This is a genomic window from Rhizobium sp. LEGMi-198b (genome assembly GCF_054114205.1).
The window spans coordinates 98,260-116,658 of record NZ_JBSYVH010000003.1 but is presented as its reverse complement, the minus strand read 5'-3'; the positions used below and the strand labels follow the sequence as shown (position 1 = coordinate 116,658).

Annotated in this window: 14 protein-coding genes; 10 read left to right on the top strand and 4 right to left on the bottom strand. The window is 59.0% G+C overall.

What is annotated here, in order from left to right; all coding sequences use genetic code 11:
* Window positions 1-22 precede the first annotated feature (22 nt).
* The 3 genes from hglS to ACXHXG_RS13445 all read left to right on the top strand — a co-directional run bounded on the left by hglS (window position 23) and on the right by ACXHXG_RS13445 (window position 4,319).
* Window positions 23-1,438 (top strand): 2-oxoadipate dioxygenase/decarboxylase HglS, encoded by a 1,416-nt coding sequence (hglS, locus tag ACXHXG_RS13455; protein ID WP_457899578.1) that lies wholly within the window; start codon window positions 23-25, stop codon window positions 1,436-1,438.
* 70 nt (window positions 1,439-1,508) lie between these two features.
* Window positions 1,509-3,071 carry an L-piperidine-6-carboxylate dehydrogenase gene (gene amaB / locus ACXHXG_RS13450; RefSeq protein ID WP_457899577.1) on the top strand — a complete coding sequence of 521 codons (1,563 nt, stop codon included), beginning with the start codon at window positions 1,509-1,511 and terminating at the stop codon, window positions 3,069-3,071.
* 9 nt (window positions 3,072-3,080) lie between these two features.
* Window positions 3,081-4,319: a pyridoxal phosphate-dependent aminotransferase gene (locus ACXHXG_RS13445; protein WP_457899576.1), complete on the top strand. Its 1,239-nt coding sequence runs from the start codon at window positions 3,081-3,083 to the stop codon at window positions 4,317-4,319.
* Between the two features lie 60 nt (window positions 4,320-4,379).
* Here the strand turns inward: ACXHXG_RS13445 and ACXHXG_RS13440 are convergent, their stop codons facing one another.
* The 3 genes from ACXHXG_RS13440 to ACXHXG_RS13430 all read right to left on the bottom strand — a co-directional run bounded on the left by ACXHXG_RS13440 (window position 4,380) and on the right by ACXHXG_RS13430 (window position 8,311).
* Window positions 4,380-4,706, bottom strand: a complete 327-nt coding sequence (locus ACXHXG_RS13440; protein ID WP_457899575.1) for a hypothetical protein — start codon at window positions 4,704-4,706, stop codon at window positions 4,380-4,382.
* Entirely contained in the window at window positions 4,703-6,997 is a 2,295-nt protein-coding gene (locus tag ACXHXG_RS13435) for an FdhF/YdeP family oxidoreductase (protein WP_457899574.1), read from the bottom strand. The genes ACXHXG_RS13440 and ACXHXG_RS13435 overlap by 4 nt, the downstream gene beginning before the upstream one ends.
* 126 nt (window positions 6,998-7,123) lie before the next feature.
* Window positions 7,124-8,311 (bottom strand): MFS transporter, encoded by a 1,188-nt coding sequence (locus ACXHXG_RS13430; RefSeq protein WP_457899573.1) that lies wholly within the window; start codon window positions 8,309-8,311, stop codon window positions 7,124-7,126.
* 355 nt (window positions 8,312-8,666) lie between these two features.
* Here ACXHXG_RS13430 and ACXHXG_RS13425 point away from each other — a divergent pair, with 355 nt between their 5' ends.
* On the top strand, window positions 8,667-9,782 hold the full coding sequence (locus tag ACXHXG_RS13425) for an AraC family transcriptional regulator (RefSeq protein WP_457899572.1): 1,116 nt from the start codon (window positions 8,667-8,669) through the stop codon (window positions 9,780-9,782).
* A 105-nt stretch (window positions 9,783-9,887) separates the two neighbouring features.
* Here the strand turns inward: ACXHXG_RS13425 and ACXHXG_RS13420 are convergent, their stop codons facing one another.
* Window positions 9,888-10,166 carry a hypothetical protein gene (locus ACXHXG_RS13420; RefSeq protein WP_104826074.1) on the bottom strand — a complete coding sequence of 93 codons (279 nt, stop codon included), beginning with the start codon at window positions 10,164-10,166 and terminating at the stop codon, window positions 9,888-9,890.
* Between the two features lie 430 nt (window positions 10,167-10,596).
* Here ACXHXG_RS13420 and ACXHXG_RS13415 point away from each other — a divergent pair, with 430 nt between their 5' ends.
* From ACXHXG_RS13415 to ACXHXG_RS13390, 6 genes are all read left to right on the top strand, one after another.
* Window positions 10,597-10,863, top strand: coding sequence for an MliC family protein (locus ACXHXG_RS13415; protein ID WP_457899571.1), 267 nt, complete (start codon window positions 10,597-10,599; stop codon window positions 10,861-10,863).
* Window positions 10,864-10,938: 75 nt separating this feature from the next.
* Complete coding sequence (locus ACXHXG_RS13410) at window positions 10,939-11,856, top strand: lysophospholipid acyltransferase family protein (RefSeq protein ID WP_457899570.1); 918 nt, start codon at window positions 10,939-10,941, stop codon at window positions 11,854-11,856.
* A gap of 123 nt (window positions 11,857-11,979) precedes the next feature.
* Window positions 11,980-14,223, top strand: coding sequence for a methyl-accepting chemotaxis protein (locus ACXHXG_RS13405; RefSeq protein WP_457899569.1), 2,244 nt, complete (start codon window positions 11,980-11,982; stop codon window positions 14,221-14,223).
* An 822-nt stretch (window positions 14,224-15,045) separates the two neighbouring features.
* Window positions 15,046-16,080 (top strand): amino acid ABC transporter substrate-binding protein, encoded by a 1,035-nt coding sequence (locus ACXHXG_RS13400; protein ID WP_260304648.1) that lies wholly within the window; start codon window positions 15,046-15,048, stop codon window positions 16,078-16,080.
* Between the two features lie 83 nt (window positions 16,081-16,163).
* A complete protein-coding gene (locus tag ACXHXG_RS13395; protein WP_104826080.1) occupies window positions 16,164-17,294 on the top strand; it encodes an ABC transporter permease subunit in 1,131 nt (376 codons plus the stop codon).
* Between the two features lie 2 nt (window positions 17,295-17,296).
* Complete coding sequence (locus tag ACXHXG_RS13390; protein ID WP_104826081.1) at window positions 17,297-18,391, top strand: amino acid ABC transporter permease; 1,095 nt, start codon at window positions 17,297-17,299, stop codon at window positions 18,389-18,391.
* Window positions 18,392-18,399 lie beyond the last annotated feature (8 nt).

Here is an 18,399-nt window from a genome sequence, read left to right as displayed (position 1 = left end):
TAGCAGATTAGAGGAGGCCATCATGGCGATCGACCACGTGCACCCAGATGATGTTCGAACCCGTTTTTCGCGGGCCATGTCGGAGATGTACCGCACGGAGGTGCCGCAATACGGAACTCTCATGGATCTGGTCGCTGACGTGAACGAAGACACGCTCGCGAACGATCCGGGGCTCCACGACGCGCTTGTTCGCAATGACGAGCTCGATCGCCTGAGCGTCGAACGCCATGGAGCTATTCGCCTTGGCACGGCGGATGAGCTTTTCAATATTCGCCGGGTGTTCGCCGTCATGGGCATGTATCCGGTCGGCTATTATGATTTGTCGGTGGCGGGCATACCCGTTCATTCGACCGCTTTTCGGCCTGTAGACGACGAGGCTCTTCGCCGCAATCCGTTCCGGGTCTTCACCTCCCTGCTGCGCCTGGAACTGATAGCCGACGAAGCATTGCGTGCTGAGGCAGCGGAAATCCTTTCTCGCCGCAAGATCTTTACCGACCGTGCCCTTTTCCTGGTCGATAAGGCGGAAATGGACGGCGGACTTGCCAGCGAAGATGCGGATGAGTTCGTCCGGGAGGTCTTGGAAACGTTCCGTTGGCACAGCGATGCCACCGTCACCCTCGCCACCTACAAGCGCCTGCATGATGCTCATCGGTTGATCGCGGATGTCGTCAGCTTCAAAGGGCCGCATATCAACCACCTCACGCCTCGGACGCTTGATATCGATGCTGTTCAGGAAGGCATGCCCAAGCGCGGCATCAGTCCGAAAGCAGTCATCGAGGGTCCGCCGCGTCGACGGTGCGCCATTCTTCTCCGCCAGACGAGCTTCAAGGCACTTGAGGAGAACATCAAATTCAAACCAGCCGCAGATGGTGGTTCGTCCGGAACGCACACGGCGCGGTTCGGCGAGATCGAGCAGCGAGGCGTAGCCCTGACGGCCAAGGGCAGGAAGCTGTATGACGAGCTTCTTGCGTCTGTTCGTAGTGACGTTCAAGTGGCGTCGACCGGTGGCAACTCGGGAGATTACAACAGCCAGCTCGTCGAAACGTTCAGGCAGTTTCCCGACGAGTGGCGTGAGTTGCGCACGAAGGGCTTGGCGTTCTTCCGGTATTCCGCGACCGAAACCGGATTGAACAACGTCGCCGGTGGTCGCCTTCCGTCGAACTTGGATGCGCTGATCGACGCCGGATACGTCAGATTCGATCCGATCGTCTACGAGGATTTCCTTCCGGTCAGCGCTGCGGGGATCTTCCAGTCCAACCTCGGCACCGATGTGCAACAGAACTATTCGGAGAGCTCGAACCGGGTAGCGTTCGAACAAAGTCTGGGTGCCGCCGTCCAAAACGAACTGGATCTTTACGCCGATGCCGAACGACGCTCGCTCGACCTAGCCTACGAAGTCCTGGGGCTTGGGCAGCCGGCCCAACGCCTTATCGCGTAGGGCGGCAGCAAAGCCACGCAATCGATGCGCAACAATACAGTTTCAATGTAAAAGAGAAAAAGGGAAGCAAATGTCGACAGCTCTCGCTCACCAGACAGCCGGCACATCCATTCAGTCGCTGCAGGCCGAAACACACCAGCTCTTGAGTGAACTCGGCGTCACCCCCCAAGCCTATGCGGATGGCGAGATCCGTGCTCGCACGCCCATCACCGGCGAGACCGTTGGCAATGTCAAGTATATCCCGGCCAGCGAAGCATCCGCCCGCGTCGCCAAAGCCCATGAGGCCTTCCTCGTTTGGCGGAATGTGCCGGCTCCCAAGAGGGGCGAGCTCGTTCGACTTCTCGGCGAGGAGTTGCGGGCCAACAAGCAGGCACTCGGACGTCTGGTTTCCATCGAGGTCGGCAAGATCACATCCGAAGGTCTGGGCGAAGTCCAGGAGATGATCGATATCTGCGACTTTGCCGTCGGTCTCTCCCGTCAGCTATACGGCCTGACGATCGCGACGGAACGCGCCGATCACCGGATGATGGAGACCTGGCATCCGCTTGGCGTGATCGGTATCATTACCGCCTTCAACTTTCCCGTTGCCGTCTGGGCGTGGAACGCGGCACTCGCGCTCGTCTGCGGCAATAGCGTCGTCTGGAAGCCCTCCGAAAAGACCATGCTGACTGCGCTCGCGACCGAGGCAATCTTCAACCGGGCGCTGGAACGCTTCAAGGCTGAAGGGGGAGAAGCCCCCGAAGGACTCGCGCAGATTCTCGTCGGTAACCGCGAGGTCGGCGAGATACTCGTGGACGATCACCGGGTTCCGCTGGTGTCCGCGACGGGTTCCACCGCCATGGGGCGGGCCGTCGGCCCCAAGCTTGCCAATCGCTTCGCGCGGGCAATTCTCGAACTCGGCGGCAACAATGCCGCCATCGTTACTCCCACCGCCGATCTGGATCTGACGCTGCGCGGCGTCGCGTTTGCGGCAATGGGAACGGCGGGGCAGCGCTGCACGAGCCTCCGGCGCCTTTTTGTGCACGAGAACGTATACGACCAGCTCGTCGATCGGCTGAAGAAGGCATACTCCTCCGTCACGGTCGGCAACCCGCTGGATGGCAATCTCGTGGGACCGCTCATCGACAAGGCCGCCTTCGATGCCATGCAGGCCGCGCTTCAATCCGCCAAGAATCTGGGCGGCGAGGTATCGGGCGGAACGCGGCACGATGTCGGCCAGGAAAACGCCTATTACGTTCGGCCTGCCCTCGTCGAAATGCCCCAGCAGCATGGGCCGGTCGAGAACGAGACCTTCGCACCCATCCTCTACGTCATGAAGTACCGCGACTTCGATGAGGTCTTGAAGCTTCACAACGCCGTCCCACAAGGACTTTCCTCGTCGATCTTCACCAATGACATGCGCGAGGCGGAACTCTTCATCTCGGCACGCGGATCAGACTGCGGTATCGCCAACGTCAACATCGGTCCTTCCGGTGCAGAAATCGGTGGCGCTTTCGGTGGCGAAAAGGAAACCGGTGGCGGCCGCGAGTCCGGATCGGACGCGTGGAAGGCCTACATGCGCAGGGCTACCAACACCATCAATTATGGCCGCACCTTGCCACTCGCCCAGGGCGTCAAGTTCGACGTCGAGTGAGGGGCCGCGATGAACAGCGTAGCTCAGACCACAAGCTTCAGGCCCGCGGACCGGCTGTCGCAGATCGGTGTGTCGGAAATCCTCAAAATAACGGGGCTAGCGAACGAACTTAAGCGTCAAGGACGCGACGTGATCGTCCTTGGCGCCGGCGAGCCCGACTTCGATACGCCGGAAAACATCAAGGAGGCGGCGGTCCGGGCGATCGCCGCCGGCCAGACCAAATATACGGCTCTCGACGGGACAGCCGAACTCAAAGCTGCGATACGTCACAAATTCAAGACCGAGAATGGCCTGGAATTTGAGCAGAGCGAGATCACTGTCGCGGCCGGTGCGAAACAAGTGATCTATAACGCGATGATGGCCACGCTCGATCCGGGCGATGAGGTGATCATTCCTACGCCGTTTTGGGTGACCTACGCTGATATAGTGATCATTGCTGGCGGCAAGCCAGTTCTTGTTCCATGCAAGGAAGAGAACGGGTTTCGTCTTTCTCCGGAAGACCTCGAAGCAGCCATCACGCCGAAGACCCGCTGGCTGATGCTCAACTCGCCGTCAAACCCGTCTGGTGCGGCCTACTCCGAGGCCCAATATCGTCCGATCCTCGACGTTTTGTTGAAGCATCCGCAGGTGTGGCTGATGGTCGACGATATGTATGAGCACATTGTTTACGGCGACTTTCGGTTCGTTACGCCGGCGGCGATCAAGCCAGAGCTTAGAAACCGCACGCTCACTATCAACGGTGTCTCCAAGGCCTATGCAATGACCGGCTGGCGGATCGGATATGCAGGCGGCCCCGCGGCGCTCATCAAGTCCATGGCGGTGGTCCAGAGCCAGTCGACGTCCTGCCCATCCTCGATCAGTCAAGCCGCTGCCGTTGAAGCTTTGACCGGGCCGCAGGACATCCTCCTTCAGCGTCGCAAGTCCTTCGAGGAGCGCCGTGACCTGGTCGTGAAGGCTCTAAACAATATCGAAGGCATCACCTGCCGGGTTCCGGAAGGCGCATTCTATACATTCTCGAGCATCGCCGGGCTTGTCGGTCGAAAGACGCCGGAGGGACGAGTGGTCGAAAGCGATTCCGTTTTCGCTGACTACCTCCTTCGAAGCGCAGATGTGGCGGTCGTTCCGGGTTCGGCATTCGGTCTCGCCCCATATTTCCGCATATCCTATGCGACCTCGCTTGCGGAACTCGAAGACGCTTGCAAACGAATTGGTGCTGCCGTCGCGAAACTTCGACCTGAAGGCCGGTAACTCCATACCGAGCCTTCAGACAGGTCTCCGGTCCTTCTGGCTGCCGCACGACGACGGCCGTCAGGCCTTCCCCGAGATCCGGATGCGGCACGCCGATGATAGCATCGCGCGGCCATTCGCTGTCAGATGAAAATGACTGCGAAGGGTGCGGGGGTCCCGTTTGGCAATCACCAAAGGTCCGTCGTTTGCGTCTAAGACATTGAGATCGCGCAGCACGAGAGCATGCTCGACACCAAGTCGCTTCGAAAACGCTCGACTGTCCGAGGCGATGTCGAGCGCACAAGCGACGAGCAGTGCGCCCTGCAGTACGGTGAGGTGCCTGTTCACCTGAACGAGATTTTCGACCAGATCGAAAAATATCTGCGGCTCGGTCGCGATGTCGCTCAAGATGCCTCGCGGCTCCGTAACGACACCATGATCGATTTCGACGTTGGCGTGTCGCTTTCCTCGCCGGCGCTGGCGAGCGGTACCAGAACGTTCAGCTCCGGATAATAGCCGGCGATGCTGCCACGCGGAATATCGTAGGGGACGAGCCGGAAGTCCGCTGCTTTCCGCTCCACGCCGTCGTTGTATTCGCCGATGACATCCACGCGCTCGCCACCCGCGGCGCCCAGAGCAGCCAGATCGTCGGGGTTGATGAAAATTACCTGCCGTTCGCCATAGACACCGCGATAGCGGTCGTCGAGACCATAGACCGTAGTGTTGTACTGGTCGTGCGAGCGGAATGTCTGAAGCGCGAAGCGTCCGCCGCCTTTGCGCGCCCGTTGATGGACGGTTTCCTCCGGCAGGCTGCCGGAAGAGAAGGTCGCCTTGCCGGCTGTCGTATTCCACACGCGATGCGCCGCACTGTTGCGCAGATGAAAGCCGCGTGGCTTGCGCAGACGCTCGTTATAGCGCTCAAAACCGGGAATCGTCGCCTCGATGTGGTCGCGGATACGATCGTAATCGTTGGCGAGCCGATCCCAGTCCACATGTGCGTCGCCGACGGTCGCGGCCGCAATGCCGGCGATAATCGCGACTTCCGACAGTAGGTGCGGCGACGCAGGGCGGTTGATGCCGGCCGAGCCATGAACCATGCTCATGGAATCCTCGACGCTTATGAGCTGGGACTGCCCGTCCGCGTTCAGATCCATTTCCGTGCGCCCGAGGCAGGGGAGAATGAAGGTAATTTCGCCGGGCATAAGGTGCGAATGGTTCGGTTTGGTCGCGATATGAACCGTAAGCTTCAGGTGACGGAGTGCCTTCTCCACGAGCGCGCTATCGGGCGTCGCTCGGGCGAAATTGCCACCGAGGCCGATGAACGCCCGGGCCGATCCGTCGAGCATTGCGCCAATCGCCGCCAGGACATTGTGTCCGTGTTCCCGCGGTACCGCGAAGCCGAACTCCTTCTCCAGGGCAGCAAGAAAATCCTCCGGCGGCTTTTCGTTGATGCCGACGGTGCGGTCGCCTTGAACATTGGAATGGCCGCGCACCGGGCAAAGACCGGCACCGGGTTTGCCGATATTGCCGCGCAGGAACATGAAATTGGCGATTTCGCGGATCGTCGCGACGGAATGCACATGTTGCGTCACACCCATCGCCCAGGTGCAAATGACGCGTTCGGCATTGATGTAGACGGCCGCGGCCTGCTCGATCTCTGCGCGGCTCAGACCGGATTGGTCCTCGATGTCGGCCCAGCTCGTTGCCTCCACCGCGGCGCGATAGTCTGCAAAGCCGGCGGCATGCTCGGCCAGAAAGGCCTGATCCAGTATTGAGGGAAGGCCGTCGGCGATTGCCGCATCGTCGGCCGCAAAGACGGCCTTGCTCATGCCGCGCACGGCAGCCATGTCGCCGCCGAGCTGCGGTTGAAAATAATGGCTGGCGATCTCGGTCGATCCGCCACGCAGCATCTCTACCTTGTCCTGCGGATCGGAAAAGCGCTCCAAGCCCTTCTCGCGGACCGGGTTGAACACGACGACCCGAGCGCCGCGCATCGCTGCGCGTCGGAGATCGCCGAGCATGCGCGGATGGTTGGTGCCCGGATTCTGCCCGATCACGAAGATTGCGTCCGCTTCCTCGAAATCTTCTAGGAGCACCGTTCCCTTGCCGACGCCGACTGCCTGCTTCAAGGCGACGCCGCTCGCCTCGTGGCACATGTTGGAGCAATCGGGAAAATTGTTGGTGCCGTAGAGCCGCACGAAGAGCTGATAGAGGAAGGCTGCCTCGTTGCTCGCACGCCCCGACGTATAGAATTCGGCGCGATTGGGGTTGTCGAGGCCTTTCAGCACCGAGCCGATTTCGGCAAAAGCTTCCTCCCAGGCCACCGGCAGATAGCGGTCGCTTGCCGCATCGTACCGCATCGGATGAGTCAGGCGGCCGTTCAGTTCAAGCTCATAGTCGCTGAGGCGCCGCAGCTCCGAAACGGTATGGGCGGCGAAGAAAGTAGGGTTTGCACGCTTCTCCGTCGCCTCCCATGCCACCGCTTTGACGCCGTTCTCGCAAAATTCGAACGAGGAACCGTGTTCTGGATCGCCCCAGGCGCAGCCCGGGCAATCGAAACCATCAGGTTGATTGGCGCGCAGCATCGCGCGTGCACCCGAAAGCGGTGCCCCGCTTTGCAACAGCCGCTTGCCGCAGCTCTTCAGCGCGCCCCAACCGCCGGCCGCCGATGATTTTTTTCCAATAAAATCAGTGCTCATGACGCATCTATTTGCTGCGGCGCAGCAAAGGTCAAGATTACTTACCTAATGGCTTGATAGAATTTTCCTATCGGTGATCGCAAGCGTGCTTCTGGGGTTAGACAACCACGTCGCACACTCGCGCCTTCAAGGCTCGGATGCTGTCAACACTCTTGACTGGCGTGCGCCTAACAACAGGACGACAGCGGCAAAGAGAGCGACCAAGGAAGCAACGTGGAGCACGGTTCGAAAGCCGTAGGCCTGTGCGATGATCCCCACCGCCGGGCCTGCGAGCACGCCGCTAATCATCAGAGTATTCCAGTAAATTGCGGTGGCACGCGCCGGACGGCCTTCGGCGTAGGACTGCACAAAACTGATGCCAAGACTTGCATAGAGCCCGTAGTAGAGCCCCTCCATTGCCGCACCGGCCACCATTTGCGGAAAAGTCTGGACCGACGCCAGAACCTGGATGGCGACAACGGCTAGCAGCGTCGTGGCCATCAAGGGCTTCCGAATCCCAAACCGGGCCATCAGAAACGGAGTTGAAAAAATCGCGATTACTTCGACGAACGTTTTTACGGTGAAGGCCGTCCCGGGCGCATAGCCGGGCAGCCCGACCTCCTGCACGTAGAAGAGAGGCAAAGTCGAAAACGTCAGGGAGTGCGCGGACGACAGGCAGAACACAAATGTTGCAGCCAGCCAAAGTCTGGGATTTGCGTTACCGCCCTCACGGTTTTCCGGGACGCTTTCCTTGGGCTTGGCCGTAGCATTTTGTGGCTTCACACACCACCAAAGCGCCAACCAGACGAGCCCGAGCAAGACGCAGCATCTGAAGACCGCAGCCTTGCCGAATTGATCTGCGACGAGAAAGGAGACCGCCGGTCCGACCATCCAGGCCGTGGATGTCGTGGCACGCATGAAGGCGTTAAGCCGGCGATTTTCGATCTGGTGCTTCGCGGCCAAACCGCCGCCAAGGCTGAACATCGTCGATACGGCGCTGGTGCTCACCCCGAACCCGATCACGCCGAAGGTCAGCACCGTCCAGAGAGACGGAACGATTGACAAAGAAAGGTTCGCCGAGAGGTAGCCGGCCAAGGCGATCCCGATCAGCGGAAAGGCATTTTTTCCACGGTCGATACGACCGGCAAACTGACGATTGATAGCAATCGCCAAACACGACAGGGCGCCCGCATAGATGCTGATCGTCCACGGGGGCTGTTTCAGACCTTCGACGATGAAGAAGCCCATGAATGGCGCGATCATCGCGTTGCAGACTGTTCCCACGAACAACAGGAGCAGAAAGGGAAGCAGAGCTTTTAAATGAGGGTGAGCCATGAGGACCAATGCGAGCTGGTGGGACGCTCTGCATCGCACGGCTTAAAGTTCTAGGCAATCGCGATGCTTCGGCAGCTTTCGCCTATCCGTAAATCAAATGGCTGAGCTCCAATTATTTGCGAGGATCGGCGATGAGGTAAGGTTCGGACATGCGTTGCTTGCTGTCATCGCAACTGTTTCTTATGGCGTTATACGTTCGATTTCTGACTGACATTCGCCGACTTTAAGCCTGATAGCAGTATTGGTTCCGTCCGGCCGCACTGAATTATCGATATTCGAATGGGCTCAGGATGCTGACAATCCTTGTTCCCGCTGGGTTTTTTATTCCATTGCTATTCAGCCCCCGAGAGGCGAAATGAGTGTTGAAGCCGCGCCCGATACAGACGGGCAGCCATTGTTGTTTGATATCGCCGCTTTTGACTCACCGCAGCAGGGATTCGAGCGGTTATGTGAGCTGATTGTCGACATCTGTGACGCGACGATGCTGGGCGAGCCGGAGAATTTCCGCTTCGCCGCCAGTACGTTGCATCTTGGCAGCGCGTTGTTGCTGGAAAGTCGGTCGAGCGCCTTGCGCTATAACAGGACGCCTGAGCACGTCGCGCGAGGCCTCGACCATTTTCAGCTCGTCATGTATCTCGGCGGTGGCGCTGAATTCATCGCTGGCGAACACACCTTTCTGCAGCGAGCGGGCGATGTCTCGCTGATCAATATGAGCAAACCCCTCCTGACGCGCGAAATTCCGGGGGATGACGGCGTCGTCCAGGTCTTGAGCTTCATGCTTCCTCGGCCCCTGCTTGCGCCTCTGTTCGCTGCGATCGAAAACGTTCCGACGATCGTCGTCGCGAGGCGCGAGGCGGCTTTTGGAACGTTGCTCGGCGAACATATGCTGACGCTGCGGCGTTGCGCGACGCAGCTCACGCAGGCGGAGCGCCAAGCAGCGGCGCAATCGCTGGCGCAACTCGCGGCCGGTGGCATGGAGTGGCGCGCTGACAACGCCGACCCTCTGCCACGCTTATCGCAGGAAGCGCTGCGAACCCGGATCAAACGGCATATCGAGGAGAATCTCGGCACGGACTCGCTCGACGTGCCGAGCCTGTGCCGCCGCTTCGCCTTGTCGCGCGCAAGCCTCTATCGCCTGTTCGCACCGCAGAGCCCGGCGAGCTACATTCAGCAGCGCCGGCTGCACCGCGCCTTCGCCATCCTCGTTACGCCAGCGTTCCGTCCTTGGCGGGTCATCGACGTCGCCATCGAATGCCAGTTCAGCTCGGACGCGACCTTCATCCGCGCCTTTCGTCGCGAGTTTGGCATCACGCCCGGCGAGGCGCGAGAGCGCTCGCTGCGGACCTCCAACGCGCCTCGCGACGATCACCCGGCCGAGCCGCATCCCGATGCCGAATCGGCGCGCTGGGTGGCTCAGCTCACGGGCGCCATGCCGCAACTTTCGACGCTTCGCGGCGACCGCAAGCCGTAGCGGGCGGACAGACGGGCCAATTGCCTCCGCAATAATTCGAAGCACGAATCCAACAAAAAGGCGCCCGAGCGGGCGCCTTCAAAAGGTGGTTTCCGGCGCGCGCGATCAGTTGGCGGCACCCATGCCGGCCTGCACCTCGACGATCGCCTGATTGACCAGATCGATCGCGTTGAGGCGGTGGCCCCCCTTGTTGGTCGCGCCTTTCTGCAGCGATGATTTCGCCGCAAGCAGCGAGCTGAGTGCTGACTGCATATAGGGCTGATTGGCGCCCCATTGGGCTTCAGCATGGCTCGGTTGCAGGACGATCACCGCGCTCGAAGCAAAGGCCATTCCAAGGCAAAAGGCGATCGCCGTACGGCGCGGCAGTAAAGACAAAGATTTCATCAACGACTCCATTAAATCTAAATTTCGTGGCGAGAGATCAATCACTTACGTCGCGCAAGATACGTGGGCGGTAATGAAGGGCAATCACTGGAGCGCATATTTGTGAGGCCAGCAACGAAATTGATACGCTCAGAAAACTTCGCTGAGACGCTTGGCAAATACTTGATGTATTATCGCTCAACCGAAGGCCGGCGATGCGCGTATTTACCCAAGAAGGTTTTAATATCGTCGGGCTGAGCCGCCTTCCCTCGGCGCTTCGCGGCGAACGGAAACATTAGCCGTTCGCCTAGAGGAATGAGACGGCGTGCAAGGCGCGATGGGACATACGGCAAAGCCGCCGTTCCCATCTTCCGCTAGCGTCCATGCTTTCCAACGCAAGGAGATCAGCGTGAACGGGATCGGCATGGCTATTTTTGGAGCGCTAGGCGCAATGTTTTTGCTGAGCGCGGCCCCTGCTTTCGCGGAGGACCAGGTCGGTCTGTTTTATCGTTGCGACGACGGCACGGCCTTGACGGCAAGCTTCCTGAATTCAAGCAACGAGGCCCTCATCACGACAGGCGGGCGCAGCTACCGCTTGCCGCAGGCGAGATCCGGTTCAGGCGCGCGCTACACGGATGGCAGCGTGATTTTCTGGATCAAGGGCAGAGACGCGCAACTGGAAGCGCCCGGTCGATCGACCAACTGCCACACGCGATAAGTTCAAGCATCAATCGAGAAGTTGAAATCACCGCGCCTCTGCGAAGCTGCGGGGCATTTGACATGGGTTGAACACATGACCGCAAGCCTGCTTTCCTACGCCAACGACAAGGATCATTTCGCTAAGCGCATGGCCATTCGTGGCATCGAAACTGCACTTGGCCGCTGCGCGGTGGAAAAAGTCTTTGAACGCTGGCGCGTCGATGTTCACGGTGTTTCTCAACATCCATTCGGTCGCATACTGGAAATGTATGGCATCGACTTCCGCATCAAGGGCGAGTGGCCGCTGCGTGAGATACCCGATGGCCCGATCGTGATGGTCGCCAATCATCCCTTCGGCGTGGCCGATGGCATGGCGCTCGGCGCCATTGCCGAACATTTCGGCCGGCCTTATCGGGTAATCGTCAACGAGCGCATGATGAAGGTGCCGGAATTTCGGCCCTATATCCTGCCGATCTCTTTCGATGAGACTGCCGAGGCGATGGAGGTTAATCTCTCCACCCGCAATGAGGCGATCAGGCTGCTGCGCGACGGCGTCACGATCGGCATTTTCCCCTCCGGCGGCGTGGCAACAGCGCCGCGCGGCTTCGGGCCGGCCGAGGAACTACCGTGGAAGATGTTCCTGGCGAAACTCATTCAGATGGGCAAGGCGAATGTGCTGCCGATCTTTATCGAAGGGCAGAACAGCCTGCTTTTTCAAATGATGAGCCGCGTATCGCCGACGGTGCGCCTGGCACTGCTGTTCAACGAATTCCACCGCCTGTCGCAGCGATCCATCACCGCTCGCGTCGATTGCCTGATGCCCTGGAGCGAGCTTGCCGCCATCCGCGATCGCAAGGCCGTCATGGATCATATCCAAGAAAGGGTTATCGCCATGCGGCCCTATGACCGGCGGCGCCTGTCTCCGGCTGCGCTGCGGGCCCAGCAACAACACTGGCTCTGGCGTGAAGGCGGCATCAGCACCGGATGGGAGATAACTGGCATTTCCAAGTGAAACCATCAGTGGCCGGGAGGTCACGACGGGGGCTTCGCGATATCTAACGACATTATGTCGACATTTATGCAAATTTAACCTCATTAGTAGCAGTATTTGGCATTGCTTGCTGGGGTTACAAAAATGTGGGCTGTTTTAGCGGCGAAGTTCAATTGGACGATCAGTAGAAAGATCCCGGTGTTGATGGTGGGGGTTACCGTGCTAGCTTGCGGCACCGTGGCTGGTTACGCGGGCCTGACGTCATTCTCCACCGCTAGAAGCCTGATCGGAACCCACCTGGAATATGTTGCCAGTACCAAGCGGAATATACTGGCAACCAAGCTGGATATGTCCAAGCTCGATATCGAGGGTCTGGCCGTCAATCCGGCGCTGGTGAAATCATTCGACAACATGATTACCGGCTACAAGATCCTGCCGCAGGAACAGGCAGCCGCCTTGTCCAAACTCAAGGCCTCAGGCGAAGATCTCAAGGGCGGCGCGACGCCGAAGGCGCAATTCTATCTGGATGCCTACAAGCAGATCGACGTCTGGCTGAAATCCCTGGGTTCCGAGCATGGCTACTCCAACATTCTGCTCATCAACGCAAAAGGGGAACTCATATACAGCACCGGGACGGATCCGCTCGGCGCGGTTGCGCCCGATAGCCCGATCGCTCAAGCCGTACGACTATCTCAGGGCCAGCGGCGGGCGGTGATGACGGATTTCTCCCCGCCGTCGAAAGAAGGACCGGGCTTGGCCTTTTTTGCGATCGGGGTCGCCAACGCGATGATCCCCGACGAGCGTGGGGGCACGCTAGTCGTCGCCGTCAGCACGAATGTCATCGATGCGATCATGCATGACAGCGCCGGCTTCAGTGCGCAGGGCGAAGCGCTTTTTGCGGGAAGCGACGGCCTGGCGCGCTCGACATCGCGTTTCTCCGGCAGCAGCAACGCATCGTCGGCGATCGACAAGAGCCTCCTCGCCCCGAAAGCCTCATTCAGCGTCTATCGCGATCAGGAAGTCCTCGCAGCGTCCGAGCCGCTGTCATGGGGTGGACAGAACTGGTCGATCATTGCGGTCGAGCCGACGACGGCGGTCTTTGCGCCGGCGGTAGACATGCTGTGGAAAATCCTCGCCATCACTGCGGCGACAGCGCTTTTCACGCTGTTGCTGGCCGTTGTCGCATCCCGCTCCATTTCCGGGCCGATCGTCCGGCTGGTGGCGGAAATGAAAAGGCTGGCCTCCGGGGACACCAGCGGTGATGTGGAAGGAACGACCCGCATCGACGAGGTCGGGGACATGTCCCGAGCGGTTCTCGTCTTCAAGGACAATGCCGTTGCCAAGAGGGTTGCAGAAGAGGACGCGCGAAGAACCGAAGCCGAGGCGGAAAGCGAACGCAAGGTCATGGAGGCCGACCGGCTTGACAGGTCTCGTATTCAGGCCGGTGTCGTCGCTGAAATCGGCAGCAGCCTGTCCGCCCTTGCCAACGGCACCTTATCCCACAAGATCGCCATGAAATTCCCGGCGGACTATCAGCAGCTGAAGGATGACTTCAATGAAGCGGTGACGCAGCTCAGTCATACCGTGCTGACCGTTTCTACCCAAGCAAAGTCGATTTCTTCGATTGCCGATGAGATGAGCGGCGCGATGGACACGCTTGCCACACGAACGGAGCATCAAGCCATCGTTCTCGAAGGCGCCGTCAACACGCTGCATGCGGTCTCCACGGACGTCAATCGAACCGCCGAGGCGGCTAACAAGGCCAATACAATCGTTGCCGAGGCGCACTCGGCCGCCTCCTCTTCCGACGAGATCGTGTCCCAGGCGATTGCCGGCATGGGCCAAATCGAGGATTCCTCGCGGCAGATCGCCAGCATCGTCAACGTCATCGACGAAATTGCCTTCCAGACCAACCTTCTGGCATTGAATGCCGGTGTGGAGGCCTCGCGCGCCGGTGACGCCGGAAAGGGTTTTGCCGTCGTCGCTTCCGAAGTCCGCGCCCTGGCGCAGCGCTCCGCCGACGCCGCGAAGGAGATCAAGGAATTGATCAATACCTCGTCGCGGCGTGTCGAGCGAGGAACTCAGCTTGTCAGTTCCACCGGTGAGCTGCTGAAGACAATCGCCGGCCAAATCGATCTCATCAAGTCGGTCGTCTCGAATATCGCCTCGACTGCATCCAATCAGGCGAAGCATCTCGGCGCATTCGGTGCGACGATCAAGGAAATCGACATGTCGACGCAACAGACGGCGGCAATGGCGGAGGAATCGACGGCGGCTTGCAGGTCCTTGGCGGAGGAAGCGACCCATCTGCTGCATCTTATCAGCCAGTTCGATCTCGATGAGAATGCCGTGCAGGCCGAGCAAGGCGCTCGTGCCAAGGTCGCTTAATTGCTATCTCTGAGGATGTGCATGCGCCGAAGATAGCCGGACATAACCGAATAGGCCGAGGACAAGCTCGGCCTAAAAGGTGCCCGGGCACCATTGCGGTAGCTCGGGCAACACTTTGATCTCGCCTTTGCAGCCGTTCCGAGGTCGACAGTATTTTGCGTCCATTTAACGGGCTCGTCGAACATCGGGCTGCGCCCGTGCAAGCTGCACCCATACCCAACTTTTATTCGGGTCCCGCCGGCGGAAGCTATGGTCTGAGGCCAAGCCTTCGCCTGTTTGGATGCGGCTGCGCGTCGAAAAACGGCGCCGCAGCGGCGAAAATCAAAAATAAGGCTTGACTATGTCGACGGGTAGTCGACAATATAATCCAGTCGACATGCAGCCGACAGAAATTGAACGAGATCCAGCAGACCGAGGACGGGTTCAACTTTTTGCTTGACTTTGTCGACATTAGAACGACTAATTATAAAGTCGACATTAGAACGACAATTGATTGGCCGAAGATGCCAACGGGTGGGAACTGCGCTTAGCGCGCTAAAAATAGGGTGAGGCGATGAAATCGAGCACTGGGGGAATGCGTTTCCCGCTGCCAATGCCTGTCGATCAAAAGTCGAAAGGCGACGCTTTCTTTAGCTCTGTGATGACCTTGTTTTTGCGTCGCAGACGAGCCGTGTGGCCACTTTCTTAAAGCTGACGACTTTCGTTCGACCGTGCCATCCCACGGTTCGAACTGAATGAATGGGTCGCTTACGGGCTTAAGCCCCCGCGACGCGTCCCGGGCAACTGAAAATCAGGGTCACATCCAACAGAGGACTGAAGGTAATGAAGAATATCTTGAAACTAGCCGTCGCCTTGGCGTCATTGACCGCAGCGGGTACTCAGATCGCTGCTGCAGCCCCTGGCGATACGTTGAAGGCCGTTCAGGGGCGCGGCTATGTCAATTGCACGTCGAGCGATGGCAACTTCGAAGGCTTCGCGGAAGTCGATGCCCAAGGCAAATGGCATGGCCTGGATATCGATTATTGCCGCGCTGTCGCGACCGCGATCTTTGGTTCTGATGACAAACTCAAACTCATCCCCGTGAGCTGGGCCCAGCGCTTTCCGGCGCTTCAGTCCGGCGATCTCGATCTCGTCATCAAGGCGAGCGGCTGGTTGATGAGCCGCGACACCGAACTTGGCCTTCAATTCAGCATGCCCTACTTCATTGGCGTCACAACGTTCCTGGCCCACAAGGACCTGAACGCAAAGTCGATGGCTGACCTGCAGGGTGGGACCGTATGTCTCGCTGGCGGCACGAGCACGGAAAAGCTCATCAGCGACTACATCAAGCAGAACAAATACGACGTCAAAATCGTAACGTTCGAAAAGAACACAGAGGCAGCGGCGGCGTATTTTGCAAACCGTTGCGACTCCTATGCCGAATGGGGTCCTATCGTCGCCGCCACCCGTGCGACTTCGGCCGACCCTGACAATCACGTCATTCTGTCCGATTCCATTTCGCTGGAGCCGGAAGCTGTCGTGATGCGCCAGGGGGATGACTCTTGGGTGGACCTCGTCAACTGGGTCATCGCCGTTCAGCGCATCGCCGAAGAAAACGGCGTCAACAGCACCAATGTCGACCAGATGAAGGCCAATCCTCCGAATACGGTCGTCGGCAAACTGCTCGGCGCCACGCCTGGCATCGGCACCCGTCTCGGCCTCAAGGATGACTGGGCCTACAATGTCATCCAGAAGCTCGGCAATGCCGAGGAAATGTACAACCGCAACTTCGGCACGGAATCCCGCTACAAGTTGCCGCGCGCTTTGAACTCGCCCTGGAACAAGGGCGGCGTGTTCTTCGCTCCGGTTCTCGACTGATCGCACGAATGTCCCGCCGGCCAAGGTCGGCGGGACATAGGCCTATGACAAAATCCCAACATGCCCTTGGGGGGATCGCAGTGATGACCACATTGATCGGAAACCGCAGATACCGCAATGTCGCCTTGCAGCTAGCATTTGTCACGACAATCGCTGCAATCGTGATTGTGGGTGTCGTGACGACGCGGCATAACCTGCAGGTGCAGGGGGTCTCCATGGGATGGGACTTCCTGAACTATACCACGGGATCGACCATCTCCTTCAGCCTGATTGATTACGACATCAACTCGACGTTCGCGCGGGCGCTTCTGGTCGGTTTCGTCAATACGATTTTTCTGGGCGTCATTTCCGTTTCCCTGGCGGTGATACTCGGCACGATCATCGGCACGGCGCGCCTGTCCAGGCATAAGCTCGTCAATTTGATAGCAGCGTCCTATGTTCAGGTCTTCCGGAATATTCCGCTGATATTGCAGGCATTTTTCTGGTATTCCCTGATCACCCATCTGCCTTCGCCCCGTTCGGCGATCGCTTTGCCCGGCGGTATTTATATTGCCAATCGCGGCATTTCCTTCCCCTGGCTGAACGTGGAGCCCTGGCATGTGGTCTTCGCGGCGGCTGCTTTGGCGGCTGGACTCATGCTGACTGTCCGCTCCCTCCGGCGTTCGGCACGTTCAGCCGCTTTTCTTTGGCTTGCAGGCGGCGTGGCTTGTGCCGCCGTTGCCATAATCTTCGGCCGGCTCGACGGTTTGCCGTTGGTCGATGTACCGCACGTCCAGGGACTTCGTCTTGCGGGAGGTGTCATGATGGTACCGGAGCTCAGCGCCGCCATCGTTGCCATTTCGCTGTTTGGCGCATCCTATGTCGCGGAAATCGTCCGTGCCGGCTTTCTGGCAATTCCAATCGGACTGACGGAAGCCGGGCAGGCCCTTGGCCTGCGCAACTGGCATATTTTCTGGCGCATCCGGCTGCCTCTGATGATCCGCAAAATACTGCCGACCATGACCAACCAGATCATCTGGCTGATGAAAGCCACAACGATCGGCATAGCGATCGGCTTCTCGGATTACTTCGGTGTCATCGCCAATTCGATCAATCACTCCGGGCAGACCCTGACGCTGATCTTCCTGCTCATCATCGGGTTCTGGGCAATCAACATGTCCATCGCCTTTGTCATGAACACCATCAATCGTGCAATCGCACTGCCGGGGCGTTAGAAATGAAAGCGGAAACCACATTGACCGCCATCGATCTGTCGTCAACACCGTCGGGCAGGTGGATTGCCGACCTTCGACGCGACTATTTTTCGACACCGGGCCAAGCCTTGGTGACACTCGTTTGCCTGACGCTGGTTGGAATTTTGGTCTGGTCATTCGTCAGTTGGGCCTTCCTTCATTCCGTTTGGACTGGAACGCCCGAGGACTGCCACAAGGCCAGCGGCGCATGTTGGGCTGTTGTCACCGACCGCTATCGTCTCATCCTGTTCGGTCTCTACCCATATGAGGAGCAATGGCGCTCTGCCTTGGCTTGTCTTGCTATCCTGGCAACCGTCATTCTCTCCTGTATTCCCCTGTTCTGGTCGGCAAAGCTGCTGCCTGTCATCTGGCTCGTTGGATACGGCACCTTCTATTATTTGATGAGGGGCGGGATCCTCGGCTTGCCGGTCGTCCTTGAGACGCAGTGGGGTGGCCTGGCGCTCACGACATTCGTCTTCTCTTCCACCGTCGTGATCGGCATGCCGCTGGCAATCATCCTGGCATTGCTCCGCAGATCGAAATTGCCGGTGATTTCGTCGGTAACCGCACTCTTCATCGATGGCGTGCGCTCGCTGCCGCTGCTGTCCATTCTTTTCACGGCTGCCATTATCCTTCCCTTTGCGCTGCCGAGCTTCCTGGTTGGGGATAAGCTTTACCGGGTCATTCTCGGCGCAGCGGTTTTCTTTGCTGTCTATCAGGCGGAAATCATCCGGAGCGGCATTCAGTCCCTGCCGGCGGGCCAGGAGGAAGCAGCCGTCGCGCTTGGCCTGAACTATTGGCAGACAATCTCGCGGATTATCCTGCCGCAGGCATTCCGTCTTGCATTGCCGCCGACGATCAACCAAGTCGTTATCGCGTTCATGGAAACGTCGCTCATCGTTATCCTCGGCTTCTTCGAGGTCACGGCATCGGGCAATGCATCCTTTTCGGCGGGCGGCTGGAACACGTTCTATGCGGAGGTCTATTTCTTCGTCGCGCTGATTTACTTCACCTTCACTTTCTCGCTCTCGCGATATGGCGCCTATCTGGAGCGATCGCTCAAGACATCGTCGCGTTGATGGCGCAT

Excerpts from the sequence above, each read along its gene's own strand:
- ACXHXG_RS13400 (WP_260304648.1), top strand. The coding sequence starts at position 15,046 with ATGAAGAATATCTTGAAACTAGCCGTCGCCTTGGCGTCATTGACCGCA.
- ACXHXG_RS13420 (WP_104826074.1), bottom strand. The coding sequence starts at position 10,166 with ATGAAATCTTTGTCTTTACTGCCGCGCCGTACGGCGATCGCCTTTTGC.
- ACXHXG_RS13405 (WP_457899569.1), top strand. The coding sequence starts at position 11,980 with ATGTGGGCTGTTTTAGCGGCGAAGTTCAATTGGACGATCAGTAGAAAG.
- ACXHXG_RS13390 (WP_104826081.1), top strand. The coding sequence starts at position 17,297 with ATGAAAGCGGAAACCACATTGACCGCCATCGATCTGTCGTCAACACCG.
- ACXHXG_RS13395 (WP_104826080.1), top strand. The coding sequence starts at position 16,164 with ATGACCACATTGATCGGAAACCGCAGATACCGCAATGTCGCCTTGCAG.
- amaB (WP_457899577.1), top strand. The coding sequence starts at position 1,509 with ATGTCGACAGCTCTCGCTCACCAGACAGCCGGCACATCCATTCAGTCG.
- ACXHXG_RS13425 (WP_457899572.1), top strand. The coding sequence starts at position 8,667 with ATGAGTGTTGAAGCCGCGCCCGATACAGACGGGCAGCCATTGTTGTTT.
- hglS (WP_457899578.1), top strand. The coding sequence starts at position 23 with ATGGCGATCGACCACGTGCACCCAGATGATGTTCGAACCCGTTTTTCG.
- ACXHXG_RS13430 (WP_457899573.1), bottom strand. The coding sequence starts at position 8,311 with ATGGCTCACCCTCATTTAAAAGCTCTGCTTCCCTTTCTGCTCCTGTTG.
- ACXHXG_RS13410 (WP_457899570.1), top strand. The coding sequence starts at position 10,939 with ATGACCGCAAGCCTGCTTTCCTACGCCAACGACAAGGATCATTTCGCT.
- ACXHXG_RS13445 (WP_457899576.1), top strand. The coding sequence starts at position 3,081 with ATGAACAGCGTAGCTCAGACCACAAGCTTCAGGCCCGCGGACCGGCTG.
- ACXHXG_RS13435 (WP_457899574.1), bottom strand. The coding sequence starts at position 6,997 with ATGAGCACTGATTTTATTGGAAAAAAATCATCGGCGGCCGGCGGTTGG.
- ACXHXG_RS13415 (WP_457899571.1), top strand. The coding sequence starts at position 10,597 with ATGTTTTTGCTGAGCGCGGCCCCTGCTTTCGCGGAGGACCAGGTCGGT.